16 protein-coding genes are annotated in these 16890 nt (G+C 64.0%); 6 read left to right on the forward strand and 10 right to left on the reverse strand.

The features are described from left to right. Window positions 1–58: 58 nt before the first annotated feature. Entirely contained in the window at window positions 59–1084 is a 1026-nt protein-coding gene (locus AC0L2D_RS02155; RefSeq protein ID WP_024501441.1) for a LacI family DNA-binding transcriptional regulator, read from the forward strand. A 185-nt stretch (window positions 1085–1269) separates the two neighbouring features. Here AC0L2D_RS02155 and AC0L2D_RS02160 read toward each other — a convergent pair whose 3' ends face one another. The 3 genes from AC0L2D_RS02160 to AC0L2D_RS02170 all read right to left on the reverse strand — a co-directional run bounded on the left by AC0L2D_RS02160 (window position 1270) and on the right by AC0L2D_RS02170 (window position 5681). Continuing rightward, window positions 1270–1584, reverse strand: a complete 315-nt coding sequence (locus AC0L2D_RS02160) for a ferritin family protein (RefSeq protein ID WP_473540243.1) — start codon at window positions 1582–1584, stop codon at window positions 1270–1272. Between the two features lie 119 nt (window positions 1585–1703). Beyond that, window positions 1704–3257, reverse strand: coding sequence for a trimethylamine methyltransferase family protein (locus AC0L2D_RS02165; protein WP_027160622.1), 1554 nt, complete (start codon window positions 3255–3257; stop codon window positions 1704–1706). 12 nt (window positions 3258–3269) lie between these two features. Continuing rightward, a complete protein-coding gene (locus AC0L2D_RS02170) occupies window positions 3270–5681 on the reverse strand; it encodes a GcvT family protein (protein ID WP_473540244.1) in 2412 nt (803 codons plus the stop codon). 243 nt (window positions 5682–5924) lie between these two features. On the opposite strand from AC0L2D_RS02170, the gene AC0L2D_RS02175 reads away from it, so the two are divergent. After that, window positions 5925–7403: an esterase-like activity of phytase family protein gene (locus tag AC0L2D_RS02175; RefSeq protein WP_473540245.1), complete on the forward strand. Its 1479-nt coding sequence runs from the start codon at window positions 5925–5927 to the stop codon at window positions 7401–7403. Window positions 7404–7569: 166 nt separating this feature from the next. Continuing rightward, window positions 7570–9042: an MATE family efflux transporter gene (locus tag AC0L2D_RS02180; RefSeq protein ID WP_063168296.1), complete on the forward strand. Its 1473-nt coding sequence runs from the start codon at window positions 7570–7572 to the stop codon at window positions 9040–9042. 34 nt (window positions 9043–9076) lie between these two features. On the opposite strand, the gene AC0L2D_RS02185 is transcribed toward AC0L2D_RS02180, so the two are convergent. Further along, window positions 9077–10288, reverse strand: coding sequence for an MFS transporter (locus AC0L2D_RS02185; protein ID WP_473540246.1), 1212 nt, complete (start codon window positions 10286–10288; stop codon window positions 9077–9079). A 177-nt stretch (window positions 10289–10465) separates the two neighbouring features. After that, entirely contained in the window at window positions 10466–11038 is a 573-nt protein-coding gene (locus AC0L2D_RS02190; protein ID WP_473540247.1) for an SH3 domain-containing protein, read from the reverse strand. A 69-nt stretch (window positions 11039–11107) separates the two neighbouring features. On the opposite strand from AC0L2D_RS02190, the gene AC0L2D_RS02195 reads away from it, so the two are divergent. Further along, a complete protein-coding gene (locus AC0L2D_RS02195; RefSeq protein WP_013530981.1) occupies window positions 11108–11683 on the forward strand; it encodes a TMEM175 family protein in 576 nt (191 codons plus the stop codon). 53 nt (window positions 11684–11736) lie between these two features. Here AC0L2D_RS02195 and AC0L2D_RS02200 read toward each other — a convergent pair whose 3' ends face one another. Further along, window positions 11737–12018 carry a hypothetical protein gene (locus tag AC0L2D_RS02200; protein ID WP_027160626.1) on the reverse strand — a complete coding sequence of 94 codons (282 nt, stop codon included), beginning with the start codon at window positions 12016–12018 and terminating at the stop codon, window positions 11737–11739. A 163-nt stretch (window positions 12019–12181) separates the two neighbouring features. On the opposite strand from AC0L2D_RS02200, the gene AC0L2D_RS02205 reads away from it, so the two are divergent. Continuing rightward, complete coding sequence (locus tag AC0L2D_RS02205; RefSeq protein ID WP_473540248.1) at window positions 12182–13048, forward strand: SDR family NAD(P)-dependent oxidoreductase; 867 nt, start codon at window positions 12182–12184, stop codon at window positions 13046–13048. A gap of 3 nt (window positions 13049–13051) precedes the next feature. Here the strand turns inward: AC0L2D_RS02205 and AC0L2D_RS02210 are convergent, their stop codons facing one another. Beyond that, on the reverse strand, window positions 13052–13477 hold the full coding sequence (locus AC0L2D_RS02210) for a low affinity iron permease family protein (protein ID WP_013530978.1): 426 nt from the start codon (window positions 13475–13477) through the stop codon (window positions 13052–13054). A 263-nt stretch (window positions 13478–13740) separates the two neighbouring features. Between AC0L2D_RS02210 and AC0L2D_RS02215 the strand changes: the two genes are divergently transcribed. Beyond that, complete coding sequence (locus AC0L2D_RS02215; protein WP_064993813.1) at window positions 13741–14988, forward strand: hypothetical protein; 1248 nt, start codon at window positions 13741–13743, stop codon at window positions 14986–14988. A gap of 105 nt (window positions 14989–15093) precedes the next feature. Here AC0L2D_RS02215 and AC0L2D_RS02220 read toward each other — a convergent pair whose 3' ends face one another. From AC0L2D_RS02220 to AC0L2D_RS02230, 3 genes are all read right to left on the reverse strand, one after another. Further along, entirely contained in the window at window positions 15094–15387 is a 294-nt protein-coding gene (locus AC0L2D_RS02220) for a hypothetical protein (protein ID WP_013530976.1), read from the reverse strand. 190 nt (window positions 15388–15577) lie between these two features. Further along, on the reverse strand, window positions 15578–16219 hold the full coding sequence (locus AC0L2D_RS02225; RefSeq protein ID WP_473540249.1) for a DapH/DapD/GlmU-related protein: 642 nt from the start codon (window positions 16217–16219) through the stop codon (window positions 15578–15580). A 138-nt stretch (window positions 16220–16357) separates the two neighbouring features. Beyond that, window positions 16358–16876: a CreA family protein gene (locus AC0L2D_RS02230; protein WP_024501452.1), complete on the reverse strand. Its 519-nt coding sequence runs from the start codon at window positions 16874–16876 to the stop codon at window positions 16358–16360. Window positions 16877–16890: the final 14 nt, after the last annotated feature.

The following is a 16890-nucleotide window of genomic DNA, read 5'->3' on the forward strand; positions in this document are numbered from 1 at the left end:
CCTGTCGCCTTGGCCTGAGCGGCTACCGGTGCTAGCCAAGCAAGGGGAGTACAGTCACTTGGCATCCAGCATTCATGACCTTGCCCGTCACCTGAACATTTCGATCGGCACGGTGTCGCGGGCGCTGAACGGCCGCGCCGACGTCAATGCCGACACGCGCCAGCGCGTGCTCGAGGCGGCCAGGACGCTCAACTATTCGCCGAACCAGTCCGGCCGCAGTCTGCGGCAAGGCGCCACCCATTCGATCGCCTTCATGCTGCAGCCGCATCCGGGCGACCAGCAATATGGCGAGCCGTTCTTCATTCCGTTCCTGATCGGGCTGCAGGCCAGGCTTGCGGAAAGCGGGCTCGACCTGACCGTGGTCATGGGTGCGCCGGGCGACTACCAGCAGGAGCGCCTGCGCCGCGTCGTCGAGACGCGCCGCGCCGATGCGGTGCTGCTGGCCTGGACGCGGCGCGAGGATGAACGCATCGACTATCTCACCCAGGCCGGCTTTCCCTTCGCCACGCTCGGCCGCAGCCGCTCCGGAACCAAGTCCTACCCTTCCCTCGACCTCGATTTCGAGAAGGCCGGCGCCGACGCGGTCGACCGCCTCGTGGCGCGCGGCCACCGCCGCATCGCCGCCGTCCGCCCGTCGCTCGACCTCAATTTCGGCTATCTGTTTTTGGCCGGCTATCGCAAGGCCTTGCGGCGGCACGGCATCGAGGTCGACCCCGAGCTGATCGCGTCCGGCTTCATCAACGAGGCCGGCGGCTACGGGGTGACGCCGCAGGTGATGCGCTCCAAGGCTCCGCCGACCGCCATCATCTTCAACAATGACGCGATGGCGCTGGGCGGCTGCAAGGCGCTGGCAGAGATGGGCATCAGGCCGGGCCACGACATGGCGGTGACCGTCATCGTCGACACGCCGCTCTGCCGCTATTTCTCGCCAGCCCTGACCGCCTTCCGCCCGGCGCTCGAGCCGATGGGACAACGGCTCGCGGAAATGCTGCTGGCGTCGCTTCCCGCCTTCGCCGGCCCGGAGGGTCCGCGGATCATCCGCGAGGTCTGGCCGCTGGAACTGGTCGCGCGCGACAGCGATTAATCGCAGCAGCAGGACCTGGCGAATTTGTCAAACGCTGAGCCAGGGTGTGTTGAGATTCAGGTTCAGGCCGAGCCGAAAATGATGGCTTTTGAGAACCGGAGCGGAGCGGACATTCGGGTCCGTGAGCACCGGAAGCGCAGAAAGCCGTCGTTTGCAGGCCGGCCTCACCTGAATATCGACATACCCTAGTCCACCTTCTTCTCGCCTCGCTCCCCGGCCTTGACGATGTCGCCCGTGGTGAACAGGATTTCCTTCAGTTCCGCGCGCCAGTCCTTCTTCTGGCGCAGCAGGAATTCGAGATCCATGCCGAAATGCTTGAACTCCTCGCCCTGCGCGTTCTTCATGATGGCGCGCGCCTGCGGGTCCTTCTCCACCGACATGCGCTGTTCGTACCAGCTGATCGCTTCCGCCTCCTCGATCAGCGAGGTGATCATGCGGGCAAAGGTCCGCACCTCCTGCGACGGTTCTTCAGGCGGTTCGTGATACTGGTCGAAACCCATGTCGTCCTCCCCTCAAACAGCACACCGGTGCGCAGTGCACCGGCCGCAGCCTTGAATGCGCGGGAGGCGCTATAGGTTCCGGATCACGCCACAACCAGGGCGATCAGCGGGAGCCAGCCTCAAGACACCGGCGCCGCTCCGCCCTCTGCCGTGCGCCGCGCGATGAACTCGTCCAGCACGCCTGATGTGGCGACGGCCGAGGTCGGCGGCGCGAAATCGGCAAGCACCCGCCTCCAGACACCGGTGGCGCGCTCGCTCGCCGTCTTCGAGCCGCTTTGCGTCCAGTTGCCGAAATTCGACCAGTCCGCCACCAGCGGCTCGTAGAAAGCGGTGCGGTAGCGGGCCATGGTGTGGCTGGCCGAGAAGAAATGCCCGCCCGGCTGCACCTCGGCGATAGCTTCGAAACCAATCGTGTCGGTGTCGCCGGGCGTCGCAGCACAAAGTTCAGCCACCGTCTGCAGCGCCTCGATGTCGGTGATCAGTTTCTCGAAGGAGACACTGAGGCCGCCCTCCAGCCAGCCGGCAGCATGGATGCACATCGTCGCCCCGGCCAGCACCGAGCCCCACAGCGCGAACTGCGTCTCGTGCGCGGCCTGCGCGTCGGAGATGTTGGCCGCACTGCCGCCGCCGGACCGCCAAGGCAGCCCGGTGAAGCGCGCCAGTTGGCCGGCGCCCAGCGTCGCCTTGACGTGCTCGGGCGTGCCGAAGGCGGGCGCGCCGGATTTCATGTCGACATTGGAGGAGAACGAGCCGTAGACGACCGGCGCACCCGGCCTCACGATCTGCGCCAGCGTCAGCCCGGCCAGCGCTTCGGCATGCTGCAGCGTCAGCGCGCCGGCGACCGTTATCGGCGCCATGGCGCCCGCCAGGCAGAACGGCGTGATGACGGAGACCTGCCCCGCGCGAGCGAAATCGATGATGCCTTGCGCCATCGGAATGTCGAGCTGACGCGGCGAGTTGGTGTTGATGACGGTGTAGCAATGCGCGCTTGCCAGAAACTCCTCTTCCGACAAGCCGCGCGCCAGCCGCAGCATCTCGAACCCGTCCTCGACTTGCGGCGTTCCGCGCGCGAAGACGAACGGGAGCTTGTCCGACAGCGTCAACTGCGCGCGGTTGACGGCATAGTGCCGAAAGCGGTTGTCGACATCCTGCGGTTCGATGCAGGGCCCCAGCATATGCAGCACATCGAAATGCTGCACCAGCCGCATCAGATCCTCGAAATCCGCCAGTGTTCCCGGCCGCCGGCCGCGCTCGAGATCGGTGACGTTCGGCGCCCCGCACCCGGCCAGGAAGGTCATCGAGCCGAGCTCCAGCGTCAGATCGCGGGCGCGCGAACCGGCGTAAGCGTGGATCGACTTCGGCGCCGAGGCGAGTGCCGCCGTCACCATGTCACGGCCGATGCGCACCATGTCGGTGTCTGGATCGACCAGGGCGCCGGCATTGGCAAAATGCTCACGCGCTTGCGGCAGCAGCACCTTGATGCCGAGCTCTTCCAGCACCCGCAGCGCCGTGTCGTGGATCGAAGCCACCTGGTCGTCCGAAAAGATCGGCTGCGGCAGGAACGGGTTCTTCAGCGAATGGTAATTGGGACGGCGGCTGCTTTCGCTGCCGGCCTCGCCCGTGCGTCCACGCCGGCGCTCGCGCCTGCCGTCCCGTGCCGCGTCATCGACCATCGGAAATCCTCCTCATTGCCGCATTGCCTTGCCCAGGGGATCGTAGGGCGAGGCCGCGACGACACGCGCCGGCCGTTCCTCACCCACGACATGCACGGAGAGCGCGGTGCCCTCGCCCGCGAAATCGCGGTCGACCAGAGCCAGCGCCAGGCTCTTGCCGACCGTATAGCCATAGCCGCCCGAGGTGACGAAGCCGACGCGTCGGCCCTGATGCCAGACAGGCTCAAAACCGCTGGCATCGGCGTCGAGCGCATCGATTTCCAGCGTCACCAGGCATTGGCCGCTGCCGGCCTCCCGCTGTTTCAACGCTGCTTCGCGGCCGATGAAGTCGCTCTTGCCGAAAGCGATGAAGCGGTCGAGACCGGTCTGGCCCGGCGTATAGCCTTGCGTGAATTCACGCGACCAGATGCCAAAGCTCTTCTCCAGCCGCAGCGCATTGAGCGCATAGTAGCCGATTTCAGCAAGGCCCAGATCCTCGCCCGCAGCCAGCAGCGTGTCGCGCAGAGTGGCGTGCATGGTCACGGGGCAACTGATTTCGAAGCCGAGTTCGCCCGCGATCGACAGCCGCGCCACACGTGCCTGCACCATACCGATGTCGAATGCGCCACAGGCCATGAACGGCAATGCTGCGCTGGAAACATCCTGATGCGTCGTGCGCTCCAGAATCTCCCGCGCATTCGGCCCCGTGAGCAGGAAGCCGCTCATCGTGTCGGAGAGGTCGGCGATGGTGACGCCCTCCGCCGCATGGCTCTCGAACCAGCGCATGTGGAATTCCCGGAGATAGTAGGAGCCCATCAGCCAATAAGAGCCGCCGCCCCAGTTGAAGACGGTGAGGTCGCCCTTCAGCCGTCCGTCATGGCCGAGCATCGGCGCCAGGCCGGCCCGCCCCGGCTTCGGCAATCGGCAGGCGAGCAGCCGGTCGAGCCACGCCTCCGCACCCAGCCCCGACACCGCATAGCGCGCATAGGCCGAGATATCGACGAGGCCGGCGGCGCGCCGCACCTGCAGCGCCTCCTCGCCGACGATGTCGAAGGCGTTGGAGCGCCGCAGCGTCGTGCTCTCGGCAAATCCCATCGGCGCGAAATAGGCCGGGATTTCCAGCCCCCAGGAAGCCGTCCATTCGCATCCCGCCGCGCTCATGCCGTCATAGGCGCCGGGGCGTTTCAGCGGCCGGCCGGCGGGCAGCCGTTCATTGGGAAAGGTCATGACGAACCGGCGCGAATAGAACTGGCGCGTCGTCTGCCTGAGATATTCGCGGTTGGCGGCGAAGGCACCGTAGCGAGCGATATCCATGCCGAAGATGTCGGCCTGCGGTTCGCCGAAAATCATCCATTCGGCCAGCGACTTGCCGACGCCGCCGCCCTGGCTGAAACCGGCCATGACGCCGCAGGCGACCCAGTAGTTCTTCAGGCCGCGCACCGGCCCGACAATCGGATTGCCGTCCGGCGTGAAGGTGAAGGCGCCGTTGACCCATTTGCGGATACCGGCCGTCGCCAGGCAAGGGAAGCGCTCATGCGCCTTGGCGAGTTCCGGGCTGATGCGGTCGATGTCTTCCGGGATCAGCTCTATGCCGTAGTCCCACGGCGCTCCGTCCATGTTCCAGTGCTTTGGGTTCTGCTCATAGACGCCAAGCAGCACACCCTTGCGCTCCTGCCGCAGGTATGAAAAGCCGTCGAGATCGACGGCGATGCCGATTTCCCTGTCAAGTGCTGCGATCTCCGGAATGTCATCGGTGATGAAATAGTGGTGCTCCATCGGCGTCACCGGCAGGTCGACGCCGGCCATGCGGCCGAGCTGCTTCGCCCACAGCCCGCCGGCATTGACGACATGCTCGGCGATGATGGTGCCCTGCTCGGTGATGACGTCCCAGCGCCCGTCGGCACGTGCTTTCAGCTCGACGACCCGGTTGCGCAAGATGATGTCGGCGCCGCGCTTCTTCGCAGCACCCGCATAGGCATGCGTGGTACCGTACGGGTCGAGATGGCCTTCGTTGGAATCATGCAGGCCGCCAAGAACACCGTTGACGTCAACGATCGGGCAGATCGCCTTGATCTCGTCGGGCGTGACCAGGCGCGCGGTCTCGATGCCGACCGACTGGAACACGGCCCAGGCTGATTTCAACCACTCCCAGCGCGCGGGATCGCTGGCGATGTTGACGCCGCCCGTCATGTGCAGGCCGATATCCCAGCCGGATTCGGCCTCGATCTCCCGGTAGAGATTGATGGTGTAGTCCTGCAGCGCCGCCACGTTGGGATCGGCGTTGAGCGCATGGAAGCCTGCCGCCGCGTGCCAGGTCGAACCGGCCGTCAGTTCTGCGCGCTCGATCAGCGCCACATCGCTCCAGCCGAACCGCGTCAGGTGATAGAGCACCGAGGCTCCGACCACGCCACCTCCGATGACGACTGCGCGGTAGTGCGACTTCAAGGCTTCCCCTCCACGGTTGGTCCGAAGACTGGAGCATATATCCACTGGACATAAGTGTCCAGTGCCGGCGCGCGCATCGTTTTTCGTCGACCGCCGGCATGCACTGCGCGCTGTCACGCAAGCATCATGTTCGCGCCGTAGACCGCATTTCGGGGAGGCTTGCGCAGCATCATCGATGTCGCACCTCTTTCAGTTTTTCGTCCCGCGGCCGCTCCGGCACATCCGTCACAAAGAGGATTATCCATGAAGCACCTGTATCGACCCGCGTCGCTTGGCGTCGCGCTGGCCTTGTTCACCGCCTTGGCGCCGGCGCTCGCCGACAGCACCGCGACCGTCGGCGGCCTCGTCAACAAGGGGCTGGTCGGCGTCGGCCGCATCCCGGCCGCTCAGCGCGACAAGTTCGGCGAGACCTTCGGCTCGGGTTCCGGCATGGCGATCGACGCATCAGGCTGGACGCATGACACCGCCGGCTACAGGGGTTCGCTCTGGCTGTTGCCGGACCGTGGCTACAATGTCGTCGGCACCACCGACTACCGGCCGCGCCTCAACACGATCGCCATCGAATTTGCTCCGGTCGCACGGGGCGCGGCACCTGCTGCCGGCCAGGAGCAGACGGGCGTCAAGGCAACGCTCGCCGACACCATGCTTCTCACCGACGACAAGGGGGCTGATGCCACAGGCCTCGACCCACTCAACGGCGTGCGCGCGGCAAGCGGCGACATGCCGATCCTGCCGCAAGCCGACAATGGCAAGCTGGCGCTCGACAACGAGGCGATCGTGCGGCTGCCCGATGGTTCGATGTTCATCTCCGACGAATACGGCCCGAACATCTATCGGTTTTCCGCCGACGGGCATCTGCTGTCGGCAACCCAGCCACCGGCCGCCTTCGTGCCGATGCGCCACGGCACGCCGAACTTCGCCTCGGACAATCCGGGACCCGGTGCCGCCGAGCCCGATCCGAAGGACCCCGAGACCGGCCGCCAGAACAACCAGGGCCTGGAGGGAATGGCGATGACGCCGGACGGCAAGTTCCTGATCGCGGTGCTGCAATCGGCGCCCCGGCAGGATGGCGGCGATTCGCCCGCGACGCGCCAGAACACGCGTGCGCTGGTCTATGACGCGTCCGACCTCGCCCACCTCAAACTGGCGCATGAGTATGTCGTGCCGTTGCCGGTGTTCAAGGATGCCAAGGGCAAGACCAAGATCGCCGCGCAGAGCGAGATCGTGGCGCTCTCCGACAAGACCTTCCTGATGCTGGCGCGCGACAGCGGCAACGGCCAGGGGCTGAAGGGCGACACCTCGCTGGTGCGCCAGATCTTCGTCGTCGACGTCTCGGCCGCGACCGACATCGCCGGCGGCGCCTTCGATGCCGCCGACAAGCCGCTGGCGCCCAAGGGCGTGCTCGACCCGTCGGTGATGCCGGCCAAGCTGACGCCGTTCATCGACATCAACGACAAGGGCGAACTCGGCCGCTTCGGCCTGCACAATGGCGCGCCGAACGACAAGAACAACCTGTCGGAGAAGTGGGAGGCGATGTCGGTGGTCAGCGTTCTCGATCCGAAGCTGCCCGACGACTACTTCCTGTTCGTCGCCAACGACAACGACTTCCTCGCCCAGGACGGTTTTCAGGTCGGCGCACCCTACAAGGCGGAAGACGGCGCCGATGTCGACACCATGTTCCTGGTCTATCAGGTCACGCTGCCGGGTCTCGCCAGGAAGTAACCACCACTGCCCAGGCGGGCGCGCTTGGCGCGTCCGCTGGGGCTCGCGGCTGGGCATGAACGAAGCAGCGGCTTTCAGTGCGGCGCGTTCGCAAGGGTGCATCTCGGTCCCGCCTGCGATATCATCGTGGACTGGATCCAAATCACCATCCGCCGAGTTGCCCGCCATGGACGAAAAAATGCCCGCGCGCCGGCGCACCGGCGACCTGACCAGCGGCCCTATCCCGCGCACGCTTCTGCTGTTCGCCCTGCCGGTGCTCGGCTCCAACGTGCTGCAGTCGCTCAACGGCTCGATCAACGCCGTCTGGGTCGGCCGTTTCCTCGGCGAATCGGCGCTGACCGCCACCTCTAACGCCAACCTCGTCCTGTTCCTGATCCTCGGCACTGTGTTCGGCATCGGCATGGCGGCCACCATCCTGGTGGCCCAGTCGGTCGGTGCCCGCGACCTGCCCGAGGCGCGCCGCATCGTCGGCACCAGCGCGACGTTCTTCTTCCTCGTCTCGGTTGTCTTCGCGGTCTGCGGCTGGATCTGGGTCGACGCCATTCTCAACACGCTCGGCACACCGGCCGACGCCTTGCCGCTGGCGCGCTCCTATCTGCGCATCATCTTCGTCGCCGTGCCGATGATGAACCTTCTGTCCTTCGTCATGACCGTGCTGCGCGGTGCCGGCGATTCACGCACCCCCTTCTTCTTCATGGCGCTGGCCGTCGTCCTCGACATCGTGCTCAACCCATTGCTCATCGCCGGCATCGGACCGTTTCCCGAACTCGGCATCGCGGGCTCCGCCACGTCCACGCTGATCGGCCAGACGGTTAGCGTGATCGCCATCCTGATCGTGCTCTATGTGCGCAAGCATCCGCTGCGGCTGGCCGGCGCCAACCTCGCTCTGCTGCGGCCCGATCCCACCTTGCTGCGCATCGTCGTCTTCAAGGGCGTGCCGATGGGCCTGCAGATGATCGTCATTTCGGCGGCGGCACTGACGGTGATGGGCATCGTCAATTCCTACGGCTCACAGGTCGCCGCCGCCTACGGCATCGCCGCCCAGCTGTGGACCTACATCCAGATGCCGGCGCTCGCCATCGGCGCCGCGGTGTCCTCGATGGCGGCACAGAATGTCGGCGCCGGGCGCTGGGACCGGATCGGCCGCATCGCCGCCTCAGGCGTCGGCTTCAACCTCGTCCTGACCGGCGCACTGGTTGCCGTGCTGTCGGTTTTCGACCGTTCGGTGCTGAGCCTGTTCCTGAGCCGCGACAGCGCGGCGATCGACATCGCCGTCCACATCAACAATGTCGCCTCGTGGTCGTTCATCCTGTTCGGCATAACCATCGTGCTGTTTGCCACCGTACGAGCCACGGGTGCCGTGATGCCGCCGCTGATCATCCTGGTCATTTCGGTGCTGGTCGTGCGCACCGGCTTTGCCTATTTCATGCGTGGCGTGATCGGCGAGGAAGCGTTGTGGTGGAGCTTCCCGGCGGGTTCGATCAGCTCGCTTGTACTGGCGGCGGCCTACTATCGTTTCGGCCGCTGGCGCACCACGCACATGATCGAGGACAGGCCGGCCGCCGGCGAGCCGCCGGACACCGGTCTTGGCGTGCCGCGCGGACGCGCGCATCTTTCGCCTGAAACACCGAACGGCTGAAGCCAACCCGGTTCCGCTGGACCGCTCCAGGCCCTCAACGCCGTTGTTGTTTCAGCCCAAAAGCCAGCGCCACCAACGCAAACACCACGATCATGCCGGCGAACGCCAGGCTGGCAGCGACGGGACTGGCATAGGTCGAAACGATGCCGATGCCGATGACGGGCAAGGCGTTGCCGACAAAGCAGCAGATGAAGAAGCTGGACACCACTTCGGCGCGACGATCCTTGGGCGCGATCTCGTTCACCACTTGCAGGCCGCCACGGTAACCAAGCGCCGCCGCAACGCCGCAACAGGCCGTCGCAGCAACCATCAGTGCCATCGAGGCCAATATCTGCGCCGCCACCACCAACGAGACGCTTGGGATCATCAATGCCAGCGCAGCCAGCATCGCCTTGTTGCTCTTCATGTGCATCAGAACGACAATGCTGATCGCGGTGACGATCGCCAGCTCGAAGAACAGCGCGCCGGCGACGGCATGGTTGGTCTCATGCAGCTGCTGCGCCAGGATGCTCGGCGCCAACGCGGCGTAGAACCCGACCAGCGCCATCGCGCCGAAGCCGGTCACCGCCGGCGCGACGAAGCGCGCACGGATTTCCTCCGGGACGGAAAGTCGCGGCCGCAAGGAGATCCGCCCGAGGCCGCCCGGCTTCGCCACCGTTTCGCGAGTGCGCCAGACCAGGATCGTCACCACCACAAGTGCTGCCAGATAGACGATGAAGATCAGCCGCAACGGCCATGGCTCGTATTCAGCCAGAAATCCCGAAATCAGTGCGCCGAGGCCGAGGCCGAGGAAATTGGTGCTGGTGGCAATCACACTGGCGCGCGACTTGTCCGCGCCGGGAAGAAGCTCGGCAATCCACGCGGTTCCGGTCCCCGCGCCGACGCCGATGCCAAGCCCGCTCAGGATGCGGGCGACGTCGAGCGAGACGACGTTTACGGCAAACAGGAAGACAAGCGCACTGACGATGGCGACGAGCATGGCCGCCAGGCTCGCGGGCCGGCGTCCGACAATATCGGAGACGCTGCCCAACATCAGAAGTGCCGCCAGATTGCCGACGACATACACGGCGTAGATCAGCGTCAGGGTGATTTGTGAAAAGCCGAATTGCTGCTTGTAGACGATGTAGAGCGGCGTCAGCACCGTGCTGCCGGCAAACAGCACCGCAATCATCGCGGCGACGGTGGGGATTGCGAGAGCATCGCCACCTGCCCCTTCGTGCGTATGCGCAAAATCGCGAATGGCCATGGCCAACCTCGTCACCAATTTCGGGGATCGAGGGGTCTAACGCGGTTTCATCCACGACGTTCCAGCCGGCAGGCAGGCTCCTGACAGCACGGTGGGCATTGATTGAGCGGGATGTCCGCCCGCTGAACAGGCTCGGATCGGGGCCAGCGGCTCCATCTATCGTTCAACCGGTCGGCCTTACCTGCAAGGAAAGCCGGGCGCGATCTTGCACTTGCCGGGACGCGGCCTGTGCGGCGGCCGATGGTGCGGAGGACGGTGCGGCTTGTGCCAGTGTGGCGGCCGATGCGGCGGACGCACGATGATGATTGGCGGGCGAACGATCTGGGTGCGTTCAAGATAACCGGCGCTGGCCCAGCCGCTCACGCCGCCGCCATGGATTCTACACCAGCCCGGCTGGCAGCCGGTGACATTGACTCTGAAGCCGGCGGGCAGCGTTCCCACTTTGGCGTATCCCGCTCCCGGCCCGCTGCGGACGTTGAGGTTGGTCGAGGTGTGAGCGCTGTAGGCGAAGGCCGCGGCGGACGTCCCGAACACCGCGGCCAGGATGGTCGCGGCCACAAGCAGAAAACGAAATCTCACCAGTCCCCTCCATTCGAATCCCGGCCGTTCACCTGCTTCGGCCAAGACTGCCCTGCAAGAGGAGCGGCCAAGCCAAGAAAAGTCAACAGGTGGGCGGCCGTAACCGTCCTGGCCAGCGGGACTGATGCCGGATTTTCCTTGGACATGGTTGAGGAATTTCGCGGTTGCCATTTATTGGCTCCTCAACATCCGCTAGCGTTACTCTCTTTCGACAATTCATCGCGGGCAAAGGTGGGATCCATGGGCAAAGGCAGGGTCGAGGCATTCACCGATGGCGTCGTGGCTATCATCATCACCATCATGGTGCTTGAGTTGAAAGTGCCGCATGGCGAGGATTTCTCCGCCTTGGTGCCGTTGTGGCCGATCTTCTTCTGCTACGTGCTGTCCTTCATCAATGTCGGCATCTACTGGAACAATCTGCACAACATGTTCCACACCGTTCAGCGGGTCGACGGGCGCGTGCTGTGGGCGAACCTCAATCTGCTGTTCTGGCTGTCGCTGATGCCGGTGACCACAGCCTTCATGGGCGAGAACCACTTTGCGCCGGTGCCGGTAGCAGTCTATGGCACCGACCTCGCGCTATGCGCCATCGCCTACACCATACTCGCCGCCGCGCTGCATCGCCTGCACGGCAATGATACCGCCTTTGCCAAGGCGCTGGGTAATGACCGCAAGGGGAAGCTCTCGCTGGCTGTCTATATCGTGGCCGTCGTGCTGACCTTCGTCAGCCAGTGGATCGGCGTCGCGCTCTATGTGCTGGTCGCGATGATATGGCTCGTACCGGATAGGCGCTTTGCGCGGGTGATCGAAAAGTAGCTGTCTTCACACATTTTCAAGGCAGAGCGCTGCACGGCTTTCCCAGAGTTGCCCTACTTGCGCATCGCTTTCAGTTTTTCCGCCACCGATGCGGCGAGGTCGGCATAGAGCTCCTCCAGCCGTTCCGCGGCCTTGATGATCGAGAAATCATGGCCGAATTTTTCCAGCGCCATGCGCAGTTTCTCGACGAACTCGGCTTGTTTCTCCAGCGCGGAAAAGAGTGTCTTCACCTGCGCTTCGCTGATGTCGGGATTGGCCAGCATCTGCGGCACCTCGCGGCCCATCTGGTCGCCAATGGCGGTCTGCTCCTTCAGAATTGCAACCCAGTCCGTCAATCAGGAACCTCCGTTTGTCCCCAGGCCTAAATCTCTTTTGCGGGGACAAGGGGGAACATGCGCAGCCTCGGCCGGACTGGTCAACCCGACAAGACGAGCAGAGGCTTGCACCGGCCCGTTCCGGCGCTAAGTTCGGCGCCATCGAACAAGGAATCCATCGCCCATGATCACCGACGCCGAGATCCAGACCGCCCTGCCCGCGCTTGCTCCAGGCAATGCCGCCGTGATCACCGGCGCTGCCAGCGGCATCGGTCTGGCGGCCGCCAAGCGGCTTGCATTGCTAGGCATGAAGATCGTGCTGGCCGACATTGGCGGCGCGCGGCTTGACGACGCCTCGCGCGCCGTTTCCGCGATTGCCGGCGACGGTGCCGTGCTTGCCGTCGCCGCCGACGTTTCGAAGGCGGATGAGGTGGACCGCCTCGCCGAGAGGGCGTTCGGCGCCTTCGGCGGCGTGTCGCTGCTGATGAACAATGCCGGCGTCGGCGACAACCCCGGAAAGCCGTGGGAAAACCGCGATGCCTGGAAACGGCTGCTGGACATCAATTTCTGGGGCGTTGTGCATGGCGTGGAGGCCTTCGCGCCGCGCATGCTGGCCTCGGCCAGGCCGGGTCTGATCGTCAACACCGGCTCCAAGCAAGGCATCACCACGCCGCCCGGCAATCTTGCCTACAATGTCTCCAAGGCAGGAGTGAAAACCTTCACGGAAGGCCTGGCGCACGCGTTGCGCAACGAACCCGGCGCCCATGTCGCTGCCCATCTGCTGATCCCCGGCTTCACCTTTACCGGTCTGACCGAGGGTGCGACGGAAAAACCGGCCGGCGCCTGGACCGGCGAACAGGTTGTGGATTTCATGCTGGAATCCCTGACCAGGGGAGATTTCTACATCCTGTGCCCGGACAATGAGGCGGCCCGGCCGCTGGATGAAAAGCGCATGGCCTGGGCGATCGGCGACATCATCGAGAACCGCCCCGCTTTGTCGCGCTGGCATCCGGACCACAAAGGCAGTTTCGCAGCCTTCATGAAAGGCTGATCTTCAGGCCGCTTGCTTTTTCGACCCGCGCTTCTGTGCCACGGCCTTCTTCGCCGCGATGTCGGCGATCTGTTCGTCATGCCGCTTTGCCGCACGCTCGCATTTGGCGCGGATTTCCTCGACTTCGGATTCGGTCAGATGCTCGATGCCGATGAAGTGGTTGTGGCCCTTGCCGACCCGGATCAGTTCGTCGAGCTTGGCCTGGATCGCCGCGCCGTCGCGGTTCTGAGTGTTCTGGATCAGGAAGACCATCAGGAAGGTGATGATGGTCGTGCCCGTGTTGATGACAAGTTGCCAAGTGTCCGAAAAGCCGAAGAACGGACCGCTCACCCCCCAGGCGATGATGATGAGGCAACAGACGGCGAATGTCGGCGGCAGGCCGGCTATGCGGGCGACCCAGTTGGCAACCTTGGTGAAATGCTTTTCCATCTATCGAAATCCTCGACGCTGCGGCGCGATGAGAAACAATCAGCGACCGCTTCAGGTTCCCGATGCGAACAAATACCTCAGGTACAATTGCCTACACGCATAGGGAGAATGGTCTTGGAAAACACACCTTATGGGTTCAATGCCACAGTACTCCTGCAGGCAAGAGTGCCTGTTCCTTCCGCTTCACAGCGGTTTACCTCCAGCCCCTTCCGCTGCGCCACCCCCGCATGGCGGAAGGGGTTTCAGTCCGGAGAGCGCGGAGCATGGTTTCCCGAAAGCGCCGACCGGCAGAAGGACAGACGGTCGCTCCACTTTCCCGCAGATTGCTTGGCAGCGCCGGCCTAGGCCTGCTGATGGCCTGCGCGGCCGTGACCGCCAGGGCAGAACCATCAACAGCACCGGCTGCCGAAATAGCGACCGATCCGACAATCACCGGCAGTCTCGAAAGGCATTGGACCAACAACGCGCTGGACAGCGACCATGCGGTCAAGGACTGGTACACACTGTTGCGCGGTTCGCTGCAGCAGCAATGGGGCGACAACGACGCCAACGCGAAATTCAGCGCGGACTTCCAGGTAACGCATTACGACAAGACGTCGATCGAGGACGACCGCGGATTGTCGCTGTCGGCCGAGGCCTTCCGCCGGCTCGGCCCGGGTCTCGAACTGAGGGGATCGCTGAGCTATCGCGTCTCCAGCACCGGCGACAATCTGGATATCGGCCCGCTGACGCTGGGTACGCGCGAGTTCAAGCAGGTCTTCGGCGCCCAGACACAACTCGGCATCGACCTCGGCAACGCCACATCGCTGATCCTCGAGGCCGCCGACAGCTACGAAAAGCTCGGCGCGACGCATTTCCAGGAAGATCTCATCTTGCCGGCGAAGCTGCATGCCGACCGCAATCTCTTCCAGTTGGCGGCTCGGGTCACCCGGACAGTTGGCCAGCTTGCCTTCGGCGCGTCCGCGTCTGCGCTCTTCGCCAGCGTCGAGGAAATCGGTTACCCGCCGCTGTTCCTATCGTTCAACGCCTATACGCTGCGCGCCGAGGCGGCCTACAAGGCCACCGGCGGTTCGACGCTCGGCGTGGCGCTGGGTGCGCAGTTCCTGCGTGGCGCCGATAACATCTACCAGCGCTGGCGTCCGACCTGGCAAGTCACGTTCGGCAAGCCTCTGCCGCACGGCTTCGAGCTGCGCGGCACCTATTTCGGTCGCTACGAAACGTCCGAAACCGACGACCCCCTGGCTTCGTGGCTGCAGCGCGCGGAATTGGAACTGGGCATGAAGGTGCGCGAAAACCTCGGCATCGCTTCCGGCATCTTCTATGAGCTCAAGGACAATTTGCTCTACGAGAACCAGGAGCGCCGCAAGGGCGTCTATGCCGAAGCGACGTACAACGCGACCAAATCGATGGCCATTGTCGTTCGCGTCGACGTTTCCGAGACCTTCAAGACCGTGATCGACGAGCGCGAACACACGGTCGATGCATTTGTGGGCCTGCGGGCGAAGATCTAGCTCATTCCCGCGCTTGACTGGGTAGGCCCACAAGCGGAGGCAGGAGGGTGTTGAAGACCCTCCTGCCCACGACACGTGACATAAGGATGCCCGTGACTTTCCTGCTCAGTGACGGCCGCCCAGCTTGTAGCTGTTGCCGCCAAGGACATTGACGCCGATACCGCTGAGAACGCCGGTAAGGACGTTGGTCTTGTTGCCGTTCAGAATGCCCTGGACGACATTGCCGCTCAGGATGTTGTTGCCACTCAGGATGCCATTGAGCGCGGTCACCTGGCCGACACCGATGGACGGCGACACATTGATCAGGCTACCCGAGCTACCTCCCCAGCCGCCGGCATAGGCGCCGACAGTCGAGAACGAAACCATAGCAGCGGTGAGTACAAAAGCGAACTTCTTCATGACTTCTCTCCATTGTTGCTAGTAGTGTTTTCTTCGACTTCTTACGACTTACCCCCGAAACGAGTAGTGCATTTTGCCGAAAGTCTTGCAACCTTGGAGTGTTTAATTTCACGGATACAATCCGTTTTCCATTTCTTAACTTTAATATTTTACGTTAAGAAAATTGGTTACCGTCGACGTCTTGAGCTGGTCAGACGGCGTCGTTTTCCCAACGATCGAGGAATGCTTCGATCGGCATTGCCTGCATGTCGGAAACCGCTCTGGCGAGCTTTTCGACCGGCCAGTTCCACCAGGCGAGAGCTTCGATCCGCGCCGCGATATCCGGAGCGAAGCGTGGCCGGAGAGCCTTCGCCGGCACGCCCGCGACGATCGCGTAAGGCGGCACATCACGCGTCACCACTGCGTTGGCGCCGACCACCGCGCCATTGCCGATGGTGACCCCGGGCATGATCACCGCGCCGTGGCCGATCCAGACATCATGGCCGATGGTCACGGCTTTCGCCTGCCGCCGTTCGCGGAAGGCGGCATCGACGCCCAGCCAGCGAAAATACTCGTTCGGCCGGTAGCTGAGCTTGTGCTGGGTCAGCCGCTCTATGGGATGCTCCAGCGCATTGATGCGGCTGTTGGCGGCGATCGAGCAGAATTTGCCGATCGTCGTGTAGATCGCTTCCGAATGGCGTTCGAAATAGGAGAAGTCGCCGACGGTGACCTCGCGAAGCACCACCCGCTCGCCGATCGAGGCATAACGCCCAAGCTTGCACGCCTTCAACTCCGCGGTCGGATGGATGCGTGGCTCGGGGTCTTTCGGGACGAGATCTTCGGAACGGTCCATGCCGGCGGCTTTACCCCTAGGCGATTGGTCCCGCAAGCGGGGCCAATCGTCCGTCAGATCGTTTCCCGGCAAGGATTCGCCCAGGCGATTGGTCCCGCAAGCGGGGCCAATCGTGCGCCCGGGAAGGAACTGAATCGCCTATTGCGGCTTGCCTTTGCTCCACACCACGTTCTGGCCGTAGAGCGGCACGGTGGTGACCGACATTTTCGCCGAGCCGTTCTGCACCTGGCGCGAATGCGAGAGATAGATCAGCGTCTCGTTGGCCTTGTCGTAGATGCGGTTCACCACCTGCTTCTTCCAGATCAGGCTGATGCCTTGCTTGAACACTTCCTCGCCGCCCTCGCTCATGTCGATGTCGCCGATGGTGATCGGGCCGGTCTGGCGGCAGGAGATCGAGGAATCGGACGGATCCTCGAACCAGTTGCCCTTGTGCAGGCGATCGATGATGCCGCGATCGAAATAGGAGACATGGCAGGTCACGCCCTCCACCTTGGGGTCCTTGATCGCCTCGACGATGATGTCGTTGCCCAGCCAGTCGACGCCGACCTTGCCGACTTCATCGGCCACAGCGGCCCCGGCACCTAGGACAACGCACGCGGCCAAGGCACCGCCGATCAGTCTTCGCCCAATCAGTCCGTGCCCAATCAGTCGTTGCAAGGGACCCTCCTACG

The sequence above is a fragment of the Mesorhizobium sp. WSM4833 genome, assembly GCF_055811095.1.

Bases quoted from the DNA above. Each gene is read 5' to 3' on its own strand.
- AC0L2D_RS02165 (WP_027160622.1), bottom strand. From the start codon at position 3,257: ATGGTCGATGACGCGGCACGGGACGGCAGGCGCGAGCGCCGGCGTGGA.
- AC0L2D_RS02190 (WP_473540247.1), bottom strand. From the start codon at position 11,038: ATGGCAACCGCGAAATTCCTCAACCATGTCCAAGGAAAATCCGGCATC.
- AC0L2D_RS02185 (WP_473540246.1), bottom strand. From the start codon at position 10,288: ATGGCCATTCGCGATTTTGCGCATACGCACGAAGGGGCAGGTGGCGAT.
- AC0L2D_RS02210 (WP_013530978.1), bottom strand. From the start codon at position 13,477: ATGGAAAAGCATTTCACCAAGGTTGCCAACTGGGTCGCCCGCATAGCC.
- AC0L2D_RS02205 (WP_473540248.1), top strand. From the start codon at position 12,182: ATGATCACCGACGCCGAGATCCAGACCGCCCTGCCCGCGCTTGCTCCA.
- AC0L2D_RS02220 (WP_013530976.1), bottom strand. From the start codon at position 15,387: ATGAAGAAGTTCGCTTTTGTACTCACCGCTGCTATGGTTTCGTTCTCG.
- AC0L2D_RS02160 (WP_473540243.1), bottom strand. From the start codon at position 1,584: ATGGGTTTCGACCAGTATCACGAACCGCCTGAAGAACCGTCGCAGGAG.
- AC0L2D_RS02175 (WP_473540245.1), top strand. From the start codon at position 5,925: ATGAAGCACCTGTATCGACCCGCGTCGCTTGGCGTCGCGCTGGCCTTG.
- AC0L2D_RS02195 (WP_013530981.1), top strand. From the start codon at position 11,108: ATGGGCAAAGGCAGGGTCGAGGCATTCACCGATGGCGTCGTGGCTATC.
- AC0L2D_RS02225 (WP_473540249.1), bottom strand. From the start codon at position 16,219: ATGGACCGTTCCGAAGATCTCGTCCCGAAAGACCCCGAGCCACGCATC.
- AC0L2D_RS02215 (WP_064993813.1), top strand. From the start codon at position 13,741: ATGGTTTCCCGAAAGCGCCGACCGGCAGAAGGACAGACGGTCGCTCCA.
- AC0L2D_RS02180 (WP_063168296.1), top strand. From the start codon at position 7,570: ATGGACGAAAAAATGCCCGCGCGCCGGCGCACCGGCGACCTGACCAGC.